The organism is Martinezella lusitana (assembly GCF_016901135.1).
GTDB classification, from domain to species: Bacteria; Pseudomonadota; Alphaproteobacteria; order Rhizobiales; family Rhizobiaceae; genus Rhizobium; species Rhizobium lusitanum_D.
The window spans coordinates 1-18,735 of sequence record NZ_JAFEVL010000034.1 but is presented as its reverse complement, the minus strand read 5'-3'; the positions used below and the strand labels follow the sequence as shown (position 1 = coordinate 18,735).

The 18,735-nt window shown below is 57.7% G+C and carries 19 protein-coding genes; 10 read left to right on the top strand and 9 right to left on the bottom strand.

Going from position 1 to position 18,735, the window contains the following annotated elements:
* Nucleotides 1-2 precede the first annotated feature (2 nt).
* Complete coding sequence (locus tag JTP94_RS13290) at nucleotides 3-395, top strand: hypothetical protein (protein ID WP_204850971.1); 393 nt, start codon at nucleotides 3-5, stop codon at nucleotides 393-395.
* On the top strand, nucleotides 361-2,379 hold the full coding sequence (locus tag JTP94_RS13285) for a relaxase/mobilization nuclease domain-containing protein (protein ID WP_204850970.1): 2,019 nt from the start codon (nucleotides 361-363) through the stop codon (nucleotides 2,377-2,379). Before JTP94_RS13290 ends, JTP94_RS13285 begins: the two co-directional genes overlap by 35 nt.
* 61 nt (nucleotides 2,380-2,440) lie before the next feature.
* On the opposite strand, the gene JTP94_RS13280 is transcribed toward JTP94_RS13285, so the two are convergent.
* The 7 genes from JTP94_RS13280 to JTP94_RS13250 all read right to left on the bottom strand — a co-directional run bounded on the left by JTP94_RS13280 (nucleotide 2,441) and on the right by JTP94_RS13250 (nucleotide 10,050).
* Nucleotides 2,441-3,022, bottom strand: coding sequence for a hypothetical protein (locus JTP94_RS13280; RefSeq protein ID WP_204850969.1), 582 nt, complete (start codon nucleotides 3,020-3,022; stop codon nucleotides 2,441-2,443).
* 397 nt (nucleotides 3,023-3,419) lie between these two features.
* Nucleotides 3,420-4,472, bottom strand: coding sequence for an alpha/beta fold hydrolase (locus JTP94_RS13275; RefSeq protein ID WP_204850968.1), 1,053 nt, complete (start codon nucleotides 4,470-4,472; stop codon nucleotides 3,420-3,422).
* Complete coding sequence (locus tag JTP94_RS13270) at nucleotides 4,462-6,069, bottom strand: RcgA family putative transporter (protein WP_204850967.1); 1,608 nt, start codon at nucleotides 6,067-6,069, stop codon at nucleotides 4,462-4,464. The genes JTP94_RS13275 and JTP94_RS13270 overlap by 11 nt, the downstream gene beginning before the upstream one ends.
* A gap of 588 nt (nucleotides 6,070-6,657) precedes the next feature.
* A complete protein-coding gene (gene pcaD, locus JTP94_RS13265; RefSeq protein WP_246754913.1) occupies nucleotides 6,658-7,449 on the bottom strand; it encodes a 3-oxoadipate enol-lactonase in 792 nt (263 codons plus the stop codon).
* A gap of 106 nt (nucleotides 7,450-7,555) precedes the next feature.
* Entirely contained in the window at nucleotides 7,556-8,494 is a 939-nt protein-coding gene (gene catA, locus JTP94_RS13260) for a catechol 1,2-dioxygenase (protein ID WP_204850966.1), read from the bottom strand.
* A 72-nt stretch (nucleotides 8,495-8,566) separates the two neighbouring features.
* Nucleotides 8,567-8,857, bottom strand: coding sequence for a muconolactone Delta-isomerase (gene catC, locus JTP94_RS13255; RefSeq protein WP_204850965.1), 291 nt, complete (start codon nucleotides 8,855-8,857; stop codon nucleotides 8,567-8,569).
* A gap of 11 nt (nucleotides 8,858-8,868) precedes the next feature.
* Nucleotides 8,869-10,050 carry a muconate/chloromuconate family cycloisomerase gene (locus JTP94_RS13250; RefSeq protein ID WP_204850964.1) on the bottom strand — a complete coding sequence of 394 codons (1,182 nt, stop codon included), beginning with the start codon at nucleotides 10,048-10,050 and terminating at the stop codon, nucleotides 8,869-8,871.
* A gap of 294 nt (nucleotides 10,051-10,344) precedes the next feature.
* Between JTP94_RS13250 and JTP94_RS35465 the strand changes: the two genes are divergently transcribed.
* From JTP94_RS35465 to JTP94_RS13240, 3 genes are read left to right on the top strand one after another with little or no spacing between them, the layout of a single operon-like run.
* Nucleotides 10,345-10,707: a LysR family transcriptional regulator gene (locus JTP94_RS35465; protein ID WP_246754911.1), complete on the top strand. Its 363-nt coding sequence runs from the start codon at nucleotides 10,345-10,347 to the stop codon at nucleotides 10,705-10,707.
* Nucleotides 10,658-11,266: a LysR family substrate-binding domain-containing protein gene (locus JTP94_RS13245; protein ID WP_312038160.1), complete on the top strand. Its 609-nt coding sequence runs from the start codon at nucleotides 10,658-10,660 to the stop codon at nucleotides 11,264-11,266. The genes JTP94_RS35465 and JTP94_RS13245 overlap by 50 nt, the downstream gene beginning before the upstream one ends.
* Nucleotides 11,215-11,715: an alpha/beta hydrolase fold domain-containing protein gene (locus JTP94_RS13240; RefSeq protein WP_312038161.1), complete on the top strand. Its 501-nt coding sequence runs from the start codon at nucleotides 11,215-11,217 to the stop codon at nucleotides 11,713-11,715. The genes JTP94_RS13245 and JTP94_RS13240 overlap by 52 nt, the downstream gene beginning before the upstream one ends.
* A gap of 157 nt (nucleotides 11,716-11,872) precedes the next feature.
* Here the strand turns inward: JTP94_RS13240 and JTP94_RS13235 are convergent, their stop codons facing one another.
* Nucleotides 11,873-12,619 carry an IclR family transcriptional regulator gene (locus tag JTP94_RS13235; protein ID WP_204850962.1) on the bottom strand — a complete coding sequence of 249 codons (747 nt, stop codon included), beginning with the start codon at nucleotides 12,617-12,619 and terminating at the stop codon, nucleotides 11,873-11,875.
* Nucleotides 12,620-12,754: 135 nt separating this feature from the next.
* Between JTP94_RS13235 and JTP94_RS13230 the strand changes: the two genes are divergently transcribed.
* The 5 genes from JTP94_RS13230 to istB all read left to right on the top strand — a co-directional run bounded on the left by JTP94_RS13230 (nucleotide 12,755) and on the right by istB (nucleotide 18,225).
* Complete coding sequence (locus tag JTP94_RS13230; RefSeq protein ID WP_246754909.1) at nucleotides 12,755-14,305, top strand: 4-hydroxyphenylacetate 3-hydroxylase N-terminal domain-containing protein; 1,551 nt, start codon at nucleotides 12,755-12,757, stop codon at nucleotides 14,303-14,305.
* A gap of 78 nt (nucleotides 14,306-14,383) precedes the next feature.
* Nucleotides 14,384-14,971 carry an FAD synthetase family protein gene (locus JTP94_RS13225; protein ID WP_210384109.1) on the top strand — a complete coding sequence of 196 codons (588 nt, stop codon included), beginning with the start codon at nucleotides 14,384-14,386 and terminating at the stop codon, nucleotides 14,969-14,971.
* Nucleotides 14,964-15,443, top strand: a complete 480-nt coding sequence (locus JTP94_RS13220) for a flavin reductase family protein (RefSeq protein ID WP_204850959.1) — start codon at nucleotides 14,964-14,966, stop codon at nucleotides 15,441-15,443. Before JTP94_RS13225 ends, JTP94_RS13220 begins: the two co-directional genes overlap by 8 nt.
* Before the next feature lie 505 nt (nucleotides 15,444-15,948).
* On the top strand, nucleotides 15,949-17,457 hold the full coding sequence (gene istA / locus JTP94_RS13215; RefSeq protein WP_409456607.1) for an IS21 family transposase: 1,509 nt from the start codon (nucleotides 15,949-15,951) through the stop codon (nucleotides 17,455-17,457).
* Nucleotides 17,458-17,469: 12 nt separating this feature from the next.
* The gene (gene istB / locus JTP94_RS13210; RefSeq protein ID WP_204850957.1) at nucleotides 17,470-18,225 is read left to right on the top strand and encodes an IS21-like element helper ATPase IstB; all 756 of its coding nucleotides are present in this window, start codon (nucleotides 17,470-17,472) and stop codon (nucleotides 18,223-18,225) included.
* A 25-nt stretch (nucleotides 18,226-18,250) separates the two neighbouring features.
* Here the strand turns inward: istB and JTP94_RS36040 are convergent, their stop codons facing one another.
* Nucleotides 18,251-18,499 (bottom strand): hypothetical protein, encoded by a 249-nt coding sequence (locus tag JTP94_RS36040; RefSeq protein ID WP_204850956.1) that lies wholly within the window; start codon nucleotides 18,497-18,499, stop codon nucleotides 18,251-18,253.
* Nucleotides 18,500-18,735 lie beyond the last annotated feature (236 nt).

Below are 18,735 nucleotides of genomic sequence, written 5' to 3'. Positions count from 1 at the left end.
AGATGCGCGAACCAGCCGTCATGTTCCGTCTCCCTGCTCATGTCCTTGGCAACGTGGAGCTGCTTGCCAGCCGTCTCGATATTTCTGTGAACCTCGTCGCGAAACTCATCGTCACCAGAGAGATCATGCATATACCCGCGATCCTGGAAGAGCATGACCGGCAGTTGGGAAACATGCACCAGTTCCTCCGCGAGCTCGCCTTTCGCAACGAAGAGTTTCTGTTGGAAGAGCGCGACCAAGCCATCCTGGGCGCGGCCATCATGGCGAAGCTGGACGAGGTGATGGGCGCCCTGGACTCAATCCGGGACGCAGCTTTCGTCAGACCATCCACCTTTATCACCGACCTGATCAGGAGATACGATGAACGACCTCACCAGAAGTCGCTCAGCGTCTAGGCCTGAAGGCCGCAGGCTGCCGAGCTATTTCGACCTCATCGAGGACGAGCTTCGACGGCGCGGCGGAGGTGGCGGTGGAACGAAAAAGGCGCTGCCGAGGACGAAAGCCGGGATATCCTCGGCAGCGCGGAACACCGGCGCAGCGACGGCATTCAGCCGGGCGAGTGGCAATAATGCCGTCGTCGTCAAGGTGTTGTCCTATGGGGCCGGTGCTTCCTCGGCACGCAACGTCCTTGCCTACCAAAGCAAGGAAGAAAAGGCGCATGATCAGGATGGCCGTGAAGTCACCGATCTCAGCGCAGCCGTCCGGTCCTGGGAGCGCGAGTTCGCGCACCGGAAAGGAAGTAAGGACGTTCTATGGCTAACCTATGAGCTCGAGAGTAGCGACCGAGAACAGATTGCCCGCGCACTGAACTCACTTGCGTCCGAGGGGTTCCGCGACGTTGGTGATACCGATCGGACCTACGCGTTCAGCGTGAGCCAGGGCGTGAAAGGTCAAACCCGTCTGAATTTCACGCTGGTGATTGCCCATGAAAAGAAGGACCGATCCGATCGCAGCAGCCAGAATCGCATTGCCGCCGAAATCGATGACGTGCATGCGATCGATGTGCGCGTTGACAGAGCATTGCGGATGGAGGGGATCACGCCGGTTTCGCGCTATCCGGTGGAGTTTTCGAGCGGTCCCAAGGGGTTCACAGCCACTCTGCATGCGATGCAGCGGCAAGGCGCAGAAGTAACGCTTTCGACGAAGACACAGATAGAGGAGCGGCCAGGAAACAGCGGCCGCTATAGGCAAGCCACGGACCGGCGCGAGACGACGACAAGCGATCACAAGCAGCTCACGGCGGAGGGCAAGATCGTCGGTGCGTTGATGCAAACGCGCCAGGCTCGCGACTTCATGCACCTGTTGTTGTCTGGGCCGGCCAATGTCGACCGGGATCAGTTCATCCTCGCTGGCCGCGACTTCCTGAAAGAGCAATTTTCCGGTCATCGCTATGCTTATGCCGTTCACAACCGCAGCAACCTTGATAAGCATCCGCATCTGCATGTGATCGTCGCGCTACGAAACAGCAGCGGCAAGATGATCAATCCCAATATCCGCGACTTCACCGAGTGGCGGTCCCTCTTCGCCGAAAAGGCGCGGGAGCGCGGGATATCTATCGATCGTCAAAAGCGCGTCGAACGTGCTGGCCCACCGCCCGTCAAACGATGGGAGTGGGAGATGTTTCGCCGTATGGGCGCGACCGCACCGACCAATGTCGTCGAAAAGGTGATCTCCAAGCTTCGCGACAAGCCGACCGCGCCGAAACTTGAAGAGGCAAGGAAGCGGCTCGATCAGAGCCGGCAGTCAATCAGCCGCGTTATCCAAATGCTGGAAGGCATTGCGAAGGACCGAAGTTCGCCCAGCACGGCTCGCGAACTGAGCCACGATCTGTCGATCGGGCTGAAGCGCGAGTACCGTCGGTTGGAAATAGCCGTGCGCGAAGGACATGATCCCACCAGAATGAAAGGAGAAGAACACATGCTGCGATCCACACCGATCAGCGCCGCTCAGGCGAAAGCAGCGAAGGAGACGCTGGCGACGACCGCCATCAGCGTTGCCGCGAAAATCCTAAATCCCGCCGATCGTCTGCTCTTCGAGCAAGCAACGAAAGTTATCGGTAAGGTCGTCGGGCTACAGCTTGACTCGCGCGTAACCAAGAATCGAGATCGCGCGGAGGCGGGCAAGGGTAAGCGCTCCTCGGATAGCTTGGAAACGAAGTCGGCGACCGGTCGCGACCACGTCGCGGAGCAGGGAATAGAGAACAGGACTTCGAGCAACCGTACCGCCGACCAATCCCGCATAGCACGCTCAAATGCGGAGCACGATAGTTCCGAGAACAGTCGGACGGATCGCGAACGCTACCAGCGACGTGAGCGCGATCAGTCAAAATCGATCAAACTTCGCCCCCCGCAGGACAAGGATCGGGACCGAAGCCGGTAGCCGAGTGGGCCGCGTCAGCAAACGCGGTTTTGTAGATCTGATCTCGACTGCCGAACCAAACTCACGGCAGTTTCAAAGCATGCTTGATTTTCGTCTTAAGCCAAACCAGTGCTGCTCGCCGGTCGCTGTCGTGGCCGCCGGTGCTTAATCCTGGATAAAGAATTTCCGTGAAAGCTGGCGTCGTTGAGCTGTAGTGATGGAACTCTCCCTTGCGCACCAGGACCGTCATCGTCGGATCGACGTCGTACCATTCAGTCAGTTTCAATATTACATCGAGATCGGAGGTTTCGGGCCAACGCCGGAGTTGAACTGGGCCCGGTGAATGGATTGCCTCTATCCAGAAGTCGGGTACGGCGCCCGAGACCTTCAGGAGATCGTCGAGCAGCCGCGTAAGCGTTGCACTGTCAATGCGCGCACCACGATCGGATCGGGAGGTTGTGTGGTGCCAAACAAACCCGAAGCGAACGCCAAGCTCGCGCATATCCTGAAGCATTGCCAAGAACTCGGTGTCGATATCTCCTAGCGTCTGGTCTGCGAGCTGCGGCCTGTGCCGCAGCAGAATGTCATCACGTTCGAAAATGACTAACCCAACTGACCCCTCTCGTCTTTGGATACAGTGATCGTCGAGTACGACAGTCTCCATAGCTGCTCTCATGCTGGCTTTGCTTTCCCTGAGTGCTGTAATCCGCGATTGGGACCGTCCCACCTGAGACAAGCCCGAACCCCGGCTGATTTGCGAGACGCCTTCCAGGTTTTGATAATTCATAAAAACGACGATTACCGCAGATTGCACGATATGATGCGAAACCAACTGAAATAAAACGAAACGGCGGCGACAACCGATTGGTTTCACACGCAAATTTTTGCGGAAATGGCTCGAGGCGCGTGCGCAGCAGGAGAACATCGAAGTCCACGAAATGCTGCAGATTGGCCTACCTGCAATGAGTTTCTCGCTTGCCGGCTTAGGCGCGATTGCGCCGAAGTAGGGGATTCTCCAGATTTGACGCAAAACGAGCTAGATGAAACCTACGGGCTCTCTCTTAGCTTCTGGACTTCTGAACCGCTGATGGAGCAACACTATTCGAAGCTTTTGCGCGCGACAGAAAACGCTTCAGGCTCCAACCCGCAAACAAAATGTACGGTGGCGTCGCGAGCGAATAGTGGCCGCAGTTCAGCTTCAGAACACTTGGCTTGGCTCCTGCTTGATACAGTTTTTCGATGAAGCGTTTCGTTAACTCGGGCAATACCACTTTGTCTCTTGTCGCAAAAACTACCTGAAGCGCGAGATCGGGCCGTGCCAGTTTCTGCGCGAAATTCTCCAAATTCAGCGGACCCCATGCCCTCCGGAGATCCGCGAGCGCAATTGCCGGTTCTAAGCTGTCGCGGATCGATCGGGTTGCGCGTCCCGTCCAGACCATGTCTGCGAGATTTCCGGCCGTCAAAAACAGCGAAGCCTTCGACACCGCAGGTTCATGCGCAGCGATCAGACCCGCCACCCATGAGCCCAGGCTCATCCCAAGAACCGAGATCTCTCGGTAGCCTTCGCTCTTCAGCCACCGGATGAGCTTTCGCCCATCCCAAACGGCCTGCCGTAAAGATTCGATCGTGCGGCCGAGGTTTGAGCTGAGCATATAATCGGCGTATAGCGCGCCGGGTCGGCTGCGTTCGAAGTGGTAGGGCATAGCAATCTCCACGACCGTGATCCCACGTTTCGACAAGAACCGGGCGATCTGGCGATTTCGGGCGCTGGCATTCCAATGATGAAAAATCACCAACGCCTGATCGCGCGAGCCACTTTCGGTAAGCTTTGCCCAGACGGTGTTGTTCTCTTCCACGTCGGTGACAATTTCCGACGGGAATTTGAGCCACGAATCATGCCTTTCAAAACCTTGACCGCTCCCGTCCAGCGCATCGTAAAAGCCTGGATCAGACACAGCCTGTTCCGCAAGGGCACAAAAATCAGCAAGAGAGTCTACCCCCTCCGCGTCGGGAAAGGCGCGACCGGCGTCGAGGATGAAATCCGTCGCTTTCTTCGCTCCTTCACCACGTTGGGCCCGACGTTCGTCCCAACGATCTAGCCAACTATAATACACCTTGATTGCTCTCCGATTTGCGCGATCGCCGCAGCTCGAACTCTGGATCAAACAGCCCGTATGTGGCGACTAACGCTGCAGCGATGAGAAGGATTGAGAAGCCGTCAAAGGCATCGATCAATAAATAGCTGGCAAAGAGTAGGGCAACGACTGCCGACATCTTCCACAAAACCTCACGAAACCGCGCTCCGACATTCAGGCGTATGGAACCGTAGAGAAAAACGACACAGGCCGAAATGGCGACAAGGAGGCTGCTATAATGCGTTGGCATTCTATAGTCGAAGCTGTTGGCGGGTTGATGATTACGATAAACGACCGAAAACAAATCGTGGAGTATCCAGGTTACGATATCCCCTCCGTTCGAGCTCAGATAGGAGCTTTGAACCTTCATGCATATGGCAACGAGGACCCCAACGATGGTGCACCGGAAAATCCCCCGCATGACCCTGATGCGAATTTCGCCTCCCTCGCGGCGATGTTCTCCACCAAGCCGCGGCATCATTCCTTCTTCGATTCTCCAGAAATCGTGAACGATCGTGTGGAGCAAAATGAGACCTGCGAAGAACAGGTAGAAGCAGAGGCACATATACAGGTATGCAAGCCCCGTGAAAACGATCTCCACTGGCACTGATATGAGATTAGGTTGCGCAGTTGCCACCGTGCCCCAACTTGTCGCGTAGTCGCCACCACCTTGCAGCAGCGGGATCAAGCACACGCCAATCCATTGCAAAACACCTGCGAATATCACGCAAATCACGAAAACGGCCGAGTACGAGTAAGAATAGGCCTGGACGTTGCGCGTCCAAGACGCCTCGCGTTCGAACAGGTCGGATTGCGCCAACAGCCTGAGCCGCGCGTCCTGTTTCCAAAAGAGTAGCAGCTCTGTCACAAACGAAAAAAATAGCGGTAAGAGCACCATGAATAGGAACGTCCAGTTCGGCGCCCAAAGGAAGCCGACCTGTTTTACGACCCCATCCGGCCGACTATATGTAACGCTGTGGATCCCCACGATGTACGACAAAAATCCGAGGGCAGAGGCGCCAGCGAATGTGGACGCAGGGAGGTTCAAGGGAGATCCGCTACTAAAAAGCGCCTCCGACCGTTTGGCCAAGCTGAAGCCCTTTTTTTGCGGAACGACCTCGCCTTTTTGTGCCCGGTCGTCCGCAAGCTGCGTGAGATTTTCAACGGTCAGTGGGCGGGGAGAATCTGGCGCCGCTGCGGTAGCAGCCGCTTTCTTTGAATCTCGTCTCTTGGCGGTGAGGCGTGATTGCGCCGCGCTGAGCTCCAGCAGCCATTCGCTCGTCGCTTCCTTATCGTCGCAGCCGAAGATCCGAGCCAGCCAGTTAATGTTGGTGGGGCTGATCCCCTTGTCGTTCTCTTGAAACCATAGTTGGACGGTGCGTAAATCGACTCCGGCCCGATTGGAGTCGATCTGCGTAATCGCCTCTGCCAAGAGCTCCGGAGTCCACGGCCCCTGGGGAAAGCCGTCAGTGCCTACCGCACGGCCCGCACCCACAGCAGCTAACTGCTTGAACAACTCCTTGAAGTCGCTTCCGTCCTTGGGCGGGGCGACAAAAATCTTCCCGTTCTTTTCCAATGGTTCAAACGCTCCAAATGTGCTCAGTTTCTCATATAATTGGCGGGCTCTCCGCCTATGTGAAGCCGTTCCGATTGATGCCGTGGAATCTCTTCTCTTCCTCATCGAAGCCATGGCGAAACTGCCGCAGAACGACGGATAGTCTTCCCGTCCGTCAGGGCGAAGTCGGCGCTGCTTCGCGACAACTTTATATACGGGAAATGCCTGGGCGAAAAGAAAAAAACAGCTCCTGCGTGTGACGAAATGCGCAAAAATGTGACGCCGAAATAGTAAATAAATGGCGATTATAGAATGGCTTACGGCCTCAGGGGTCCCGCCGCCGCTAAGGCGAAGGCTATCAGCGGATCAATCAAAGATTGTGTGGCGTAATACTATTTATGGAACTGGCCACTAATGAAGGACTTGAGAGAAGCAATTTGTGCTGTACCGGGCCGACGTACACCGCGCCACAGCTTTGGGGCTACGCGAAACTAGCGGGCTCTATTCGCTCTCCTCAATGTGCATCGGCGTGGGACAAGCAATCGCCGTTACTCTGAAATGCGCCTGAACGCAGCCAAAATGATCCGGGTCCATATTTAAACACGCGGATCAGCTTTGCAGAAAGTCCAGAAGAGCGGTGTTGAACGCGGGAGCGGACTCAATATTGACGATATGCCGGCCGGGCAGGGAAACATGTCGACTGTGGCGTACATGGGCGGCGATCGCTTCCAAATCCCGCGGCGGGCAGACCGGATCGTCGTCGCCTGATATGGCAAGCACGGGGTTGTCGATCCTCGCGATATCGGCGCGAAGGTCGGCCTCCGCGAGTGCCGCGCAGCAACCAATATAACCATCCGTGGACGTTGCTACAAAGCTGCCGAGCACCTTGCCGACTGTGTCAGGTTGGCTTTTGTTGAATTGCGGTGAAAACCAGCGCTCGGCGGTGGCGGCGGACAAGGGTGAAAGGCCGTTCATCCTGACAGTCTCTATACGCGCAGCCCATGACTCAGTTGTTCCGATCCGGGCAGCCGTCGCGCAAACCGCCATCTTGCCGAAGCGCTCCCCGGCATGGATCCCCAGCCATAAGCCGGTCAGCCCGCCAATCGACAAGCCGCAGAAATGTGCCTGGTCGATCTTTAGAGCGTCAAGCAAGGCAAGGACATCGCTGCCGAGATCGGACAGCGTATAGGGCGGCAGCGGTGCGGGCGAACGCCCATGGCCGCGTCTGTCATAGCGCAGGACCCGGAAATGTTGCGACAGCGCCGTCGCTTGCGCGTCCCACATGCTCATATTGGTACCAAGCGAGTTGCAGAACAGCAGCCAGGGCGCGCCTGCGCCCTGATTGCCGTCGATTCGGTAAAACAGCCGATTTGTAGAAAGATCGAGGTATCTCAGGCTCATGTGCTGCTTCCGGCTTTTACGCTTTACTTAGCCTCGACTCGCCGAGCTACCGGCATAAGCCACAGCCCGCCCGGTTCAGAAAGAACCGGACAGACTGCGGTGCCGATCAGGCGGCGACGCGCTTGCGCTGCTCGTTGAGCTGATTGTCCACGCCATCGACAAGATGTGTGAGTTGAATGTCGAATTCGATTTCGGCGAAAGGTCCGTCGAGGTTGTTCGCCTTGATGCTGGCTTCGTCGACCCGTTCGGTGACGTCCGGCACCAGGCCGTCGCGGGTTGCATAGGCGAAGTCGTCATGGAGCAAAGGATCGCCGGCGATATTGATCTGCGTCGTCAGTTTGCGATGGCCGTCGGCACTGATGAAGAAGTGAATATGCGCGGGGCGCTGTCCATGGCGGCCCAGCGCCGAAAGAAGCCGCTCTGTCGGGCTGCCGGGCGGCACGCCGTAGCCATGCGGCAAGATGGACTGGAACTTGTAGCGGCCCTTGTCGTCGGCGATGATTGTGCGCCGCATGTTAAAGGGCGCCTGCTGTCCCGTCGGGTCGAAATGAGAATAGAAACCGCGTGTGTCACAGTGCCACACTTCTACCAACGCACCTGGCAAGGGTGAGCCGTCGGAGTCGTAAACGGTGCCGTGCATGATCAGCGTATGCCCGTTGGCATCGGTGCCGTCATCAAGGCGGGCAAAGCCGGTCGAGACCGGTGCTCCCGCGACATAAAGCGGACCCTCGATCGTGCGCGGGGTTCCGTTCTTGATGCCAATCGCTTCGTCGATGGCGTCCAGACGCTCGTCGATGAAATGATCGAGGCCGAGACCGGGAGAAATCAGACCCGCCTGACCTGCAGCACCGATTTCGTTCAGCCAGGCGATACCTGTCCAGTATTCATCCGGTGTAATGTCGAGATCGTCGATCGCTTTAAACAGATCGGACATCAACCGGTGAACGATCTCCTTAACGCGTGGCGACCCACCTTCCTTGTCGAGCCCACTCAGAGTTTTCAGAAAGTCCTGGATTTCCGGCTTATCAAATATCTTCACAGTCATAGTCATTCCTCCTTCTTTGCGTGTGGATCCGACCCTGCCCCCGTACCTCCAGGGAGCGCGCCCGGAAAGCGTTTAGAGATCCGTCTCGCGGATCGACGAGGGATGCCGAAGCAACGGCTTCACCTCGATGTGCATGAACTTAGACAGCGGCAATCCCGAGATAATGTCGTGCAACTCCGTGTTGTCGTTCACGTCGAAAATGCTGATGTTTGCGTACGCGCCCGCCAGGCGCCAGATGTGGCGCCATTTGCCGCTCTGTTGAAGCTGCTGCGAGTAGGCTTTCTCACGCGCGAGAATATCAGTGACCTCCGAGGTCGGAAGGTCACGGGGAATATCGACGTCCATTCGGACATGAAAAAGCATAATCGTCTCCTCTACCCGGCGACACTGATCGTTTTGCGCGGCGCGCCACGCGTGAAGAACGTCACACGGTCGTCGTCCAGATCTATTCCTAGCCCTGGACCAACGGGGACGGTCAGCTCGAAATCCGTGTAGTCCAGCGGGGTGACGAGAATCTCTTCCGTCAGCAGCAACGGGCCGAACAGTTCCGTGCCCCACTGGAGACGGGAGAATGTGGCAAAGACCTGCGCGGAGGCCACCGTGCCGACCACACCTTCCAGCATTGTGCCGCCATAGAGGTCGATCCCCGCCGCGTCTGCGATGGTGGCGACCCGCTGGGCGTTGAAAAGGCCTCCGCTCTGCGCGATCTTGACCGCGAAGACATCAACATCGTGTCCTTTGGCGATCTCGAAGGCGGTTTCCGGACCGCGCAAAGACTCGTCGGCCATCAGTGCCACCGGAAAGCGGCGCACCAGCCGGGCAAGAGCGGCAGCCGAGGCTACAGGCTGCTCGACCAATTCGCATCCGGCATCGGCCAGAGCCGCCATGCCATACGCAGCCTCGGTTTCGCTCCATGCCATGTTGACATCCACACGCACCGCGCCACGCTCGCCCAATGCGCGCTTGATTTGCGCCACATGCGCAATGTCTGTCGCGACGGACTTCGCGCCGATCTTCAGTTTGAAGATTTTATGCCGGCGCAGATCCAGCATCTTCTCCGCCTCGCCGATGTCTTGTGCTGTGTCGCCGGACGCTAATGTCCATGCGACGGGCAGGCGATCGCGCAGGCGACCACCCAGCAATTCGCTGACGGGCACGCCGACACGCTTGCCCTGCGCATCGAGCAGGGCGGTTTCGACCGCACTCTTGGCGAAACGATTTTCTTTGATGCCCTTGCCGATACGCGCCATCAGCGCCTGCACGCGTGTCGGATCCTGACCGACGATCGCGGGCACGAAATAGGTATCGATGGCAAGCTTCATGCTTTCGGTGCTTTCGCCTCCATAGGCCAGGCCGCCGATCGTGGTCCCCTCGCCGATCCCGACGATGCCATCACTACAATGGATTTTGATCAGCATCAGCGTCTGGCCGTTCATCGTCGCGACAGACAGCTTGTGAGGCCTGAACGTCGGAAGATCGACCAGCATTGTTTCAACCCGCTCTATCGTCGGGTGAGAAACGCTGGTCGACGGGTTGATTGCAAATGTCGTGCTCATGGCCGGATCATGCAACGGCGCGACGTGCAGCGTCCAACATCATTTGCGTCTTTCATCATGCCTTAAAGGTATGACGGGAGTAAAAATACGAGTTTAAACAAAGTTATTGCACCGCAACATATACGTCGAATAACGCGGTCATGATCGGAGATCGGTTTCGCTTTCATGTGGCCATAGCGCGAACGGCAGATGGGTTGCCAAGCAGTGGAACTTGTCACATCATACTAAAAAGGTCTCATATGGAAACGCTTTGTGTTGATACGCAATGGACGTGGGCTTATCGAGGGAGGAAATATGGAATGTCGTCGCCTGACGTATTTCCTGGCTGTGGCAGAGGAGTTGCATTTTGGCAGGGCGGCAACGCGGCTGGATATGGCGCAACCGCCGCTGTCACGTCAGATCGCCTCGCTCGAGGAAGACCTTGGCGTTAAACTGTTCGACCGGAGCCGCAGCCAGATCCGACTAACACAGGCTGGCCTTGTCCTTCAGGACCACACCCGTCAGATACTTGAACGTCTGGACTCTGCGTTTCGGGATACCAGATCCGTGGGAAGCGGGGGGGGCGGGACGTATCAGAATCGCCTTCGTCGGATCCGCGTCTCATGGCGTGCTGCCAACGCTAATACAATCCTTCCGCTCACTCTATCCGGAAGTTGAGCTGGCACTTTCCGCAATGAATAACGCCGAATTGCAGCGGGCGCTTGTGAGCCGCGAGATCGACCTTGCTGTCGCACGGCCTGAGCTGAAGGATGAAGAGTTCAGAAGTGAACTTCTGTGCCGTGAAAATCTAATCCTGGCAATCCCCGACAATTCTCGTCTTGTAGAACTTACGGAAATCCACTTCTCAGATCTAGCGGACCAGACATTCGTTCTTTATCCGCGCCGACCCCGGCCAAGCTACGCCGATGTCGTTTTGGGGATGTGCGAGAAGGCAGGCTTCAGCCCGGCGAAACTTGAGCTTACGCAAGACTTTCAAAGTGCCATCTCACTTGTTTCGGTCGGTGTCGGCCTTTCGGTGGTTCCCGAAACCGTCTCCAGAACGCAACGCCCTGGCGTGCTTTTCCGACCCTATGTCGGGCACAATCCCGGCACCGGCCTGACAGTCCATGCGCGCTTGGACAACCGAGCGCCGCAAGTGATCAATTTTATGGAGGTCACCCGTAAATTCGCGCGCAAGGCCAGCCGACAGAGCGTAAACCTAGGGGAACAAGGATAGGGCTGAATTCTGTCGCGCCGCGTCTAATCCGATCTCAAAGAGCAACCGCCATATCGGGGGCATCGTGTGATGCTCTGCTATTAATAGACCGGCATCGACGGTTCAATCCTTGCGCGTCCCGCAATAATGTTAAGTATTCCAAGAATGACATGGGTTACTTCCGGCGGCACTACGTCCCGCAGGGCCACCAGCGCACGGATCCCGACGCCTCGCCACTCCTGGTTTCCGATCTGGGCAGCGCGCCGGTATCCCTGATCATAACGGCAGGCCACGACCCCTCCCTGCACGATGAAGGTGCGGCCTATGCAGACCGGCTTCGCGAGGCAGGGACGAAGGTCGTGTATCGCGATTTTCCTCAAGACATGCATGGTTTTGCCACCCTGCCCGCCCTGACGTCTGGAGATGACGCGCTGCGCGAGATCGCATCCTTCCTGTCCGGTCTGCGGTAATTCCGATCACTTCGGAATTTAATATCACCGGTCCTTGAAAGGACCGGTGATATTCCGCACTCGCGTCACGGCGCCATCAGCCGGATCGCGCCTGAGACGGACTGCGGGCGCAAGCGGCCCGACCGAGAGCGCGATCGCCTGCTTTGACTTTCCAAGGTCAGTTGGCCTTCGGGTTGTCTCCCAGTTGCTGCGACACAAGGGCGGTAGCCTCGACGACAACCCCGCGAAAGGCGCGCGGCTGGCGGGCATACCGGCTTTCCGGAACCACCATGGACAACACGGCAAGCGGCTGGTTGGAATGGCCGTAGACCGCCGCTGCGATACAGACGACATCCGGTTCCCTTCCCAGCGGCGCGGCAAAGAAGCCGTCTGTGGCAATCTCCGCGAGCTGGTTTCGGAATGTCGAACGGGAGACGATCGAGGCGCCAGGGTGCGCGTGCTCGTCCAGCCAGTTCTCCAACGCAGCATGGGTTAGGCCAGACAGATGGATCAGTCCGGCGGCAGTATTGTGCAAGGGCAGCGGCGATTCGAGCACATCCTTGCACACGCGCAATGCGCGCGTGCCTTCGTTTGCGGCAAGGACCAGTAGGCGGCCCTGGTCCTGCAACGTCAAATGCAGGGTTTCGCCGTGATCTTTGACAAGGGCGGTCATGATGGGCCTGGCAGCCTCCACCAGAGCCGAGCTGTCCTCCATTGCGCGGTAAAGCGTCGTTATCAACGGTCCTAGCCTGTACCGACCTCGATCAATCTTTCGCAGCAGCCCGATCTGCGCCAGCGCGTCCACCAGATCGTGAGTACCACTGGTGGAAAGCCCAAGTTCCCGTGAGAGTTCGCTCGTGGAATGCTCGGGCAGCGTGGCCGAGAACAACCGCAGTATTTGACCGACTTTACGGATTGTCTTCAATTTCACACCTCATCATTTCTGCACTTTCCGGTAATGCCGGAAAAAGTCGCGGTATCACGAGATACCTTTCGGAAATTCGGTTTACGATCCAATACTTATAGACTGAATACTTCGGTCTTGGAGGAGGAAATTAAATTGGATCAGATCGTAACGAAAGTGACACCCTATACCGGCGCCGAGTTTCTGGAGAGCATTCGCGACAGCCGTTCAGTCTATGTGCACGGCGAGCGCGTGAAGGATGTGACGACCCATCCGGCGTTTCGCAATTCCGCCCGTATGGTCGCTCGTTGGTATGACAAGTTTCATGAAAAGAAAGAACAACTTGCGCGGCCGACCGATACCGGCTCGGGCGGCTGGACCCATCCCTTCTTCAAGGGACCGAAAACGGTCGATGATCTGATCGCTTCGCGTGACGCGATCGCCGAAACCCAAAGGGTGGCAGCCGGTTGGATGGGTCGGGCGCCCGACTATAAGGCGGCGTTCCTTGGAACGCTCGGTGCGAACTCCGGCTTTTACGGCGAATATGCCGGCAATGCGAAGGCATGGTATTCCCGCACGCAGGAACGCATGGATTATTGGAACCATGCCATCGTGAACCCGCCCATCGATCGCCACCTTCCGATAGAGGAAACGGGCAACGTCTTCATGCAGGTGGACAAGGAAACCGACGCAGGCCTGATCGTATCCGGCGCCAAGGTCGTTGCTACCGGCTCCGCGCTGACGCATTGCAATTTCATTGCCCATTACGGCATTCCGATCAAGGAAAAGAAGTTCGCGCTTATCTTCACCGCTCCGATGGAGAGCGAAGGCGTGAAGCTGATCAGCCGCGCATCCTACGAGTTGAACGCCGCGGTGATGGGCACACCGTTCGACTATCCCCTGTCCAGCCGGCTCGACGAAAACGACGCCATCCTCGTGTTCGACAGAGTGCTGGTTCCTTGGGAAAACGTGTTCATTTACGGCAATATTGAAAAGATCAATGCCTTCTTTCCTGCTTCGGGTTTCGTGCCACGCTTCACGCTGCATGGCTGCACGCGGCTTGCGGTCAAGCTGGATTTCATATCCGGACTGTTTTCCATGGCGCTGGAAGCGACGGGATCGCGCAGCTTCCGTGGTCCGCAAACGGCCGTGGGCGAGGTTCTGGGCTGGCGCAACCTTTTTTGGGGCATGTCCGACGCTATGGTCAAAAGCCCTACGGCGTGGAGTGGCACCGATGGCTATCTGTTGCCGAACATGAACTATGGTCTTGCCACCCGTATCTTCGCACCGATGGCCTATGGCCGGATCAAAGAACTGATCGAGCGTCACGTCGCTTCCGGTCTCATCTATTTGCCGAGTTCCGCTCTCGATTTCGCATCGGATGAAGTTCGTCCTTACCTGGACCGTTTCGTCCGCGGATCGAATGGAATGGTTGCGGTGGATCGCGTGAAGCTGCTGAAGTTGCTTTGGGATGCAATCGGATCAGAATTCGGCGGCCGGCACGAGCTTTACGAAACCAATTACGCCGGTAACTATGAAAACATCCGCATCGAAACGATGCTGGCCGCCGAGGCGACCGGTGAGATGGAAACATTGCATCAGATCGTGCGCGATTACATGGACGAATACGATCTCACCGGATGGCTCTCGCCAGACATGATCAACCCATGGGACGTCAACCGTCTAAAGGGCGGTTTCCAAAAATGATGCGGCTGGCGGCCCGGCAGCGGGCCGCCCAGTTTCTCGGAGGAGGATCGCATGAGACCGGAACCGTTCACACGGATCTTGACCGACAGACAGATTTCATTGCCCGCAAGCATCGTGGCAATCGGCGCATTCGACGGCGTCCATCTCGGACATCAACGTCTTATCCGATCGATGGTGGAAGATGCGCGGACGCAAAGGGTGCCTGCGGTAATCTGGACTTTCGATCCGCCACCGAAGATTTTTTTCGGTCGGGCATCGCAACTGTCTCCCCCCACTCAAAACCTGGCGCGGCTGGCAAGCCTGCGTGCGGATTACATCGTCGTCGCATCCTTTTGCCAGACATATGCCAACCGCCCGGCCGATGCTTTTCTCGCCGATCTCTCTCAGATTGCTCCGCGCAGAGTGCATGTCGGCGCGGACTTCCGGTTCGGCAAGGACCAGAAGGGGGACGTAGCCCTCCTCTCCCGGTATTTTCCAACGAGCATCGCAGCCACTGTCACATGCGCCGACGGAACGGTTATTTCCTCCAGCCGCATTCGGGCATTACGCGCGTCAGGCCACGAGGGCGAGGCGGCCGCCCTGCTGGCCGCGCCGGACCCTCTCGCGCTGCTGGCAGGCAGCCTTCATTCATACGACACCAGATTCAGGGAAGATCTCAATGTCTGACTTTGATGCACGCGCCTTGCGTGACGCCTGTGGAAGCTTCGCGACAGGGGTGACCGTCATCAGTACGACCACCGACGAAGGCGATCATGGCATGACCGCAAACGCCTTCATGTCCGTTTCTCTCGACCCGCCGCTGATCACAATTTCGCTCGATCGGAAGTCCCGCATGCACACGAAAGTGCGTAAGGCAGGACGTTATGCCGTCAGCATCCTATCTCAGGACATGCAGCACGTGGCCATGCATTTTGCCGGGCGGCACAATCCGGACCTCTCCGACATCTTTGTGCGGCTGCATGATTTGCCGGTCATGCCGGGCTCGACCGCGGTATTCCTGACAGAAGTCGTCCAGGAGGTCGATGCAGGAGATCACACGCTGTTCATCGGCCGTGTGACCCATCTAGAACGCAATACTCTGGCCTACCCCCTTCTGTTCTGCGGCGGAAAATTTGGTTCGTTGGAAGTGTTGGCCTGATACGGCTTACCCGCGCTTGCAAACGCAAATTGTGTGGCAGCCGGGTTTGCAGGCGGTTCGAAAGCTTTTGAGCGTGTAACCGGGCTTTTTCGCGAACCTGGCGGTCTCTTCCGGCCAGTATAGCGATACGGCAGCTAGGTTCGAGACCTGAAACGAGATCGAAGCTCGCAGCGGCATTCCGTTTTACCGACCCCGATCTATCGACCATTTGCCCCTGCAGTTCGTCACCGATGTGTACGGCACGTTATGCCGCTCGGGCCCGCCGTTCGCCGGTGCTTGCTTCGCGCATTTGAAAGCGCGCCGCGAGGGCTGCGGATTCCGACGTGAAGCCGGCCGCCATTCCAATCAAAGACCGGCCACCATTCCGATTTGAAGCCGGCCACCGTTCCAATCAAAGACCGGCCAGTTTTCGGCACTGAACATAACCTCCTGGGTCAGCAACTTTTGGCATCGATACCTCGTGATGAACGAGGACCTTTTGATGCCGGCAAAGAGAAGGCTGACCATGAGACAGTTGAGACAAATGCTGCGGCTTGCCGGAAGCGGGACCAGTTCCCGCGAGATTGCGGTCGTATTGGGAATAGCGCGCAGTACGGTGCAGGATAACCTGCAGCGCGCAGCAGCGGTTGGATTGAGCTGGCCCTTGCCGGGCGAACTGACCGACGATGCGCTTGCGAACAAACTCTTCACTCGCAACGGTGTCAAACAGGGCACGAGAAGACGCGTCGAGCCGAACTGGGCCGATCTTGCCGTCGAGCTCAAGAAGCCCGGCGTCACCTTGCTTATCCTCTGGGAAGAGTATCGTGGGTCGCATCCTGAGGGTTACGGCTATTCCCGCTTTTGTGAGCTCTTTCGCGGTTTCGAGCAGCGGCTCTCGCCGACGATGCGTCAGGAGCATGCGGCCGGCGACAAGGTCTTCGTCGACTATTCCGGCAAGAAGATCCCGATCGTTGATCGCAAGACCGGTGAGATCCGCGAGGCGGAGATCTTCGTGGCGGTGCTCGGAGCCTCCAGCTTCACCTATGCGGAGGCGACCTGGACACAAACGCTCCCCGACTGGATCGGTTCGCATGTCCGGATGTTCCGTTTCTTCGCAGGCGTTCCCCGGCTGATCGTTCCCGACAATCTGAAGTCAGGCGTCAGTCGGGCCAGCTTTTACGATCCCGAGATCAACCGCAGCTACGGCATGATGGCCTCTCACTACGGCGTCGGCGTACTTCCAGCACGGCCAAAACGTCCGCGGGATAAATCGAAAGTGGAAAATGGAGTGCGTTTCGCCCAGTCCGCTATTTTGGGGCGGCTGCGCAATCAGACTTTCTTCTCGCTGGCTGAGGCCAATGCCGCCATCAGCCAGGCACTCGATCGCATCAACGATCACGTCATGCGCCGACTGGGTGTCAGTCGCCGACAACTGTTTGAGAGTGTCGAGCGTGCCGCACTCGCAAGCCTTCCTGTCGAAGACTACGAATTCGCCGAATGGCGTTTGGTCCGTGTCTCGACGGATTATCACGTCGAGTTCAAGAGCTTCTTTTATTCCGTGCCGCATGGCCTCATTCGCCAGCAGGTCGATCTGAGGGCGACAGCACGCACCATCGAGATCTTCCACCGCGGCAAGCGCGTCGCCGTGCATCAGCGCCGGTATGGCGGTCCTCGCCATGGAACCGACCCGGATCATATGCCCAGTTCCCACCGGCGCTATGCCGAATGGACACCGGATCGCTTTCGACGCTGGGGCGCATCCATTCCGCAGACAGAAGGTTTGATCATCGCAATCCTTGCCAGCCGTCCGCATCCCGAACAGGGCTTTCGAACATGCCTGGGTGTGCTTCGCCTGTTTCGCGACATCGAACGCAATCGGGCCGAAGCCGTTTCAGCCCGCGCCGTCGAGATCGGTGGCGTGAACTGCAAGAGCATCGCCTCGCTGCTGGCCAACCACAAGGCGGCGCGCCATTCCACCGAACCAACCGCCATTGTCGACCATGCCAATCTGCGTGGCCCTGATTACTTTCATTGAGGAGACATACCAATGCTGACCAATCCCACCATCGATATGCTGCGTGAACTCGGCCTCAATGGCATGGCCACAGCCTTCCAGGAGCTCGACGCACAATCCGAAGCGCGCGGCCTCGAGCATGGAGAATGGCTTGCCATACTGCTCGAACGCGAGGCAACTCTGCGCCGTCAGAAGCGTTTCGAAGCGCGTGCCAGGGCTGCCAAGCTTCGCCATGACGCGCAGATCGAAGATGCCGACTTCCGTGCCGCACGCGGTCTCGACCGCAATCTGTTCATGACGCTTGCTGGCTGCGACTGGATCCGCAGGCACCACAGCCTCCTCGTCACAGGGCCGGCCGGCGTCGGCAAGAGCTGGCTTGCCTGTGCACTCGGCCATAAAGCATGCCGCGAAGATTTCTCCGTCGCCTACCACCGGGTTCCCCGGCTATTCGCAACACTTGCCCTTGCACGAGGCGATGGGCGATATGGCCGGATCCTCAAAGCGCTGGCCAAGACCGACCTGCTGATCCTCGATGATTGGGGACCGGAAAAACTCAACGATGATCAGCGACGCGATCTCCTCGAGATCATCGAAGATCGCTATGAGCGGCGATCGACGATCGTCACCAGTCAGGTGCCCCTGGATCACTGGTGGGAAATCATTGCAAACCCCACGCTCGCCGATGCGATATTGGACCGCCTCGTTCACAACGCCTATCGCATCGATCTCACCGGTGAAAGCATGCGAAAACAGCGCTCGCCGATAGTGCCGGAAACACCGCACGCTTGACCTGAAACGAAACCCGATCCAAACATCAAACAGACCCAGGATCAGTCCGACAAATGGCCGCCTTCAAATCGGAATGCTGGCCGGAATGAAATCGGAATGACTGGCCGGCTTCAAATCGGAATCGGTGGCCGGCTTCATCGGAATACGCAAGGGCAGCGATGCGTTTGGCTTCGGTGGCGAGAGACCGGCTGGCAGCGCTGGATTGCTCGATCATGGCTGCGTTCTGCTGCGTGGCCTGGTCCATGTGATTAACCGCGACGTTCACCTCGCGCAAGCCTGTGGCCTGCTCGTGCGACGACTCGGTGATCGATGCGACGAGTTGGCTTAGCCCTTCGACCTGGATAACGATCTTTTCCAGCGCGGCTCCGGTCTGCTGGACCAGGCCGACGTTGTTGCATCGATCTGGTGGCTGCTGATATCAGGCGTCCGTTTTGGGACCCAGGATATTTCCGATGCCGCATAAGTTCAATGCCGACCGACGGGACAAGATAGCCAAGCAGAAGCTTAAGG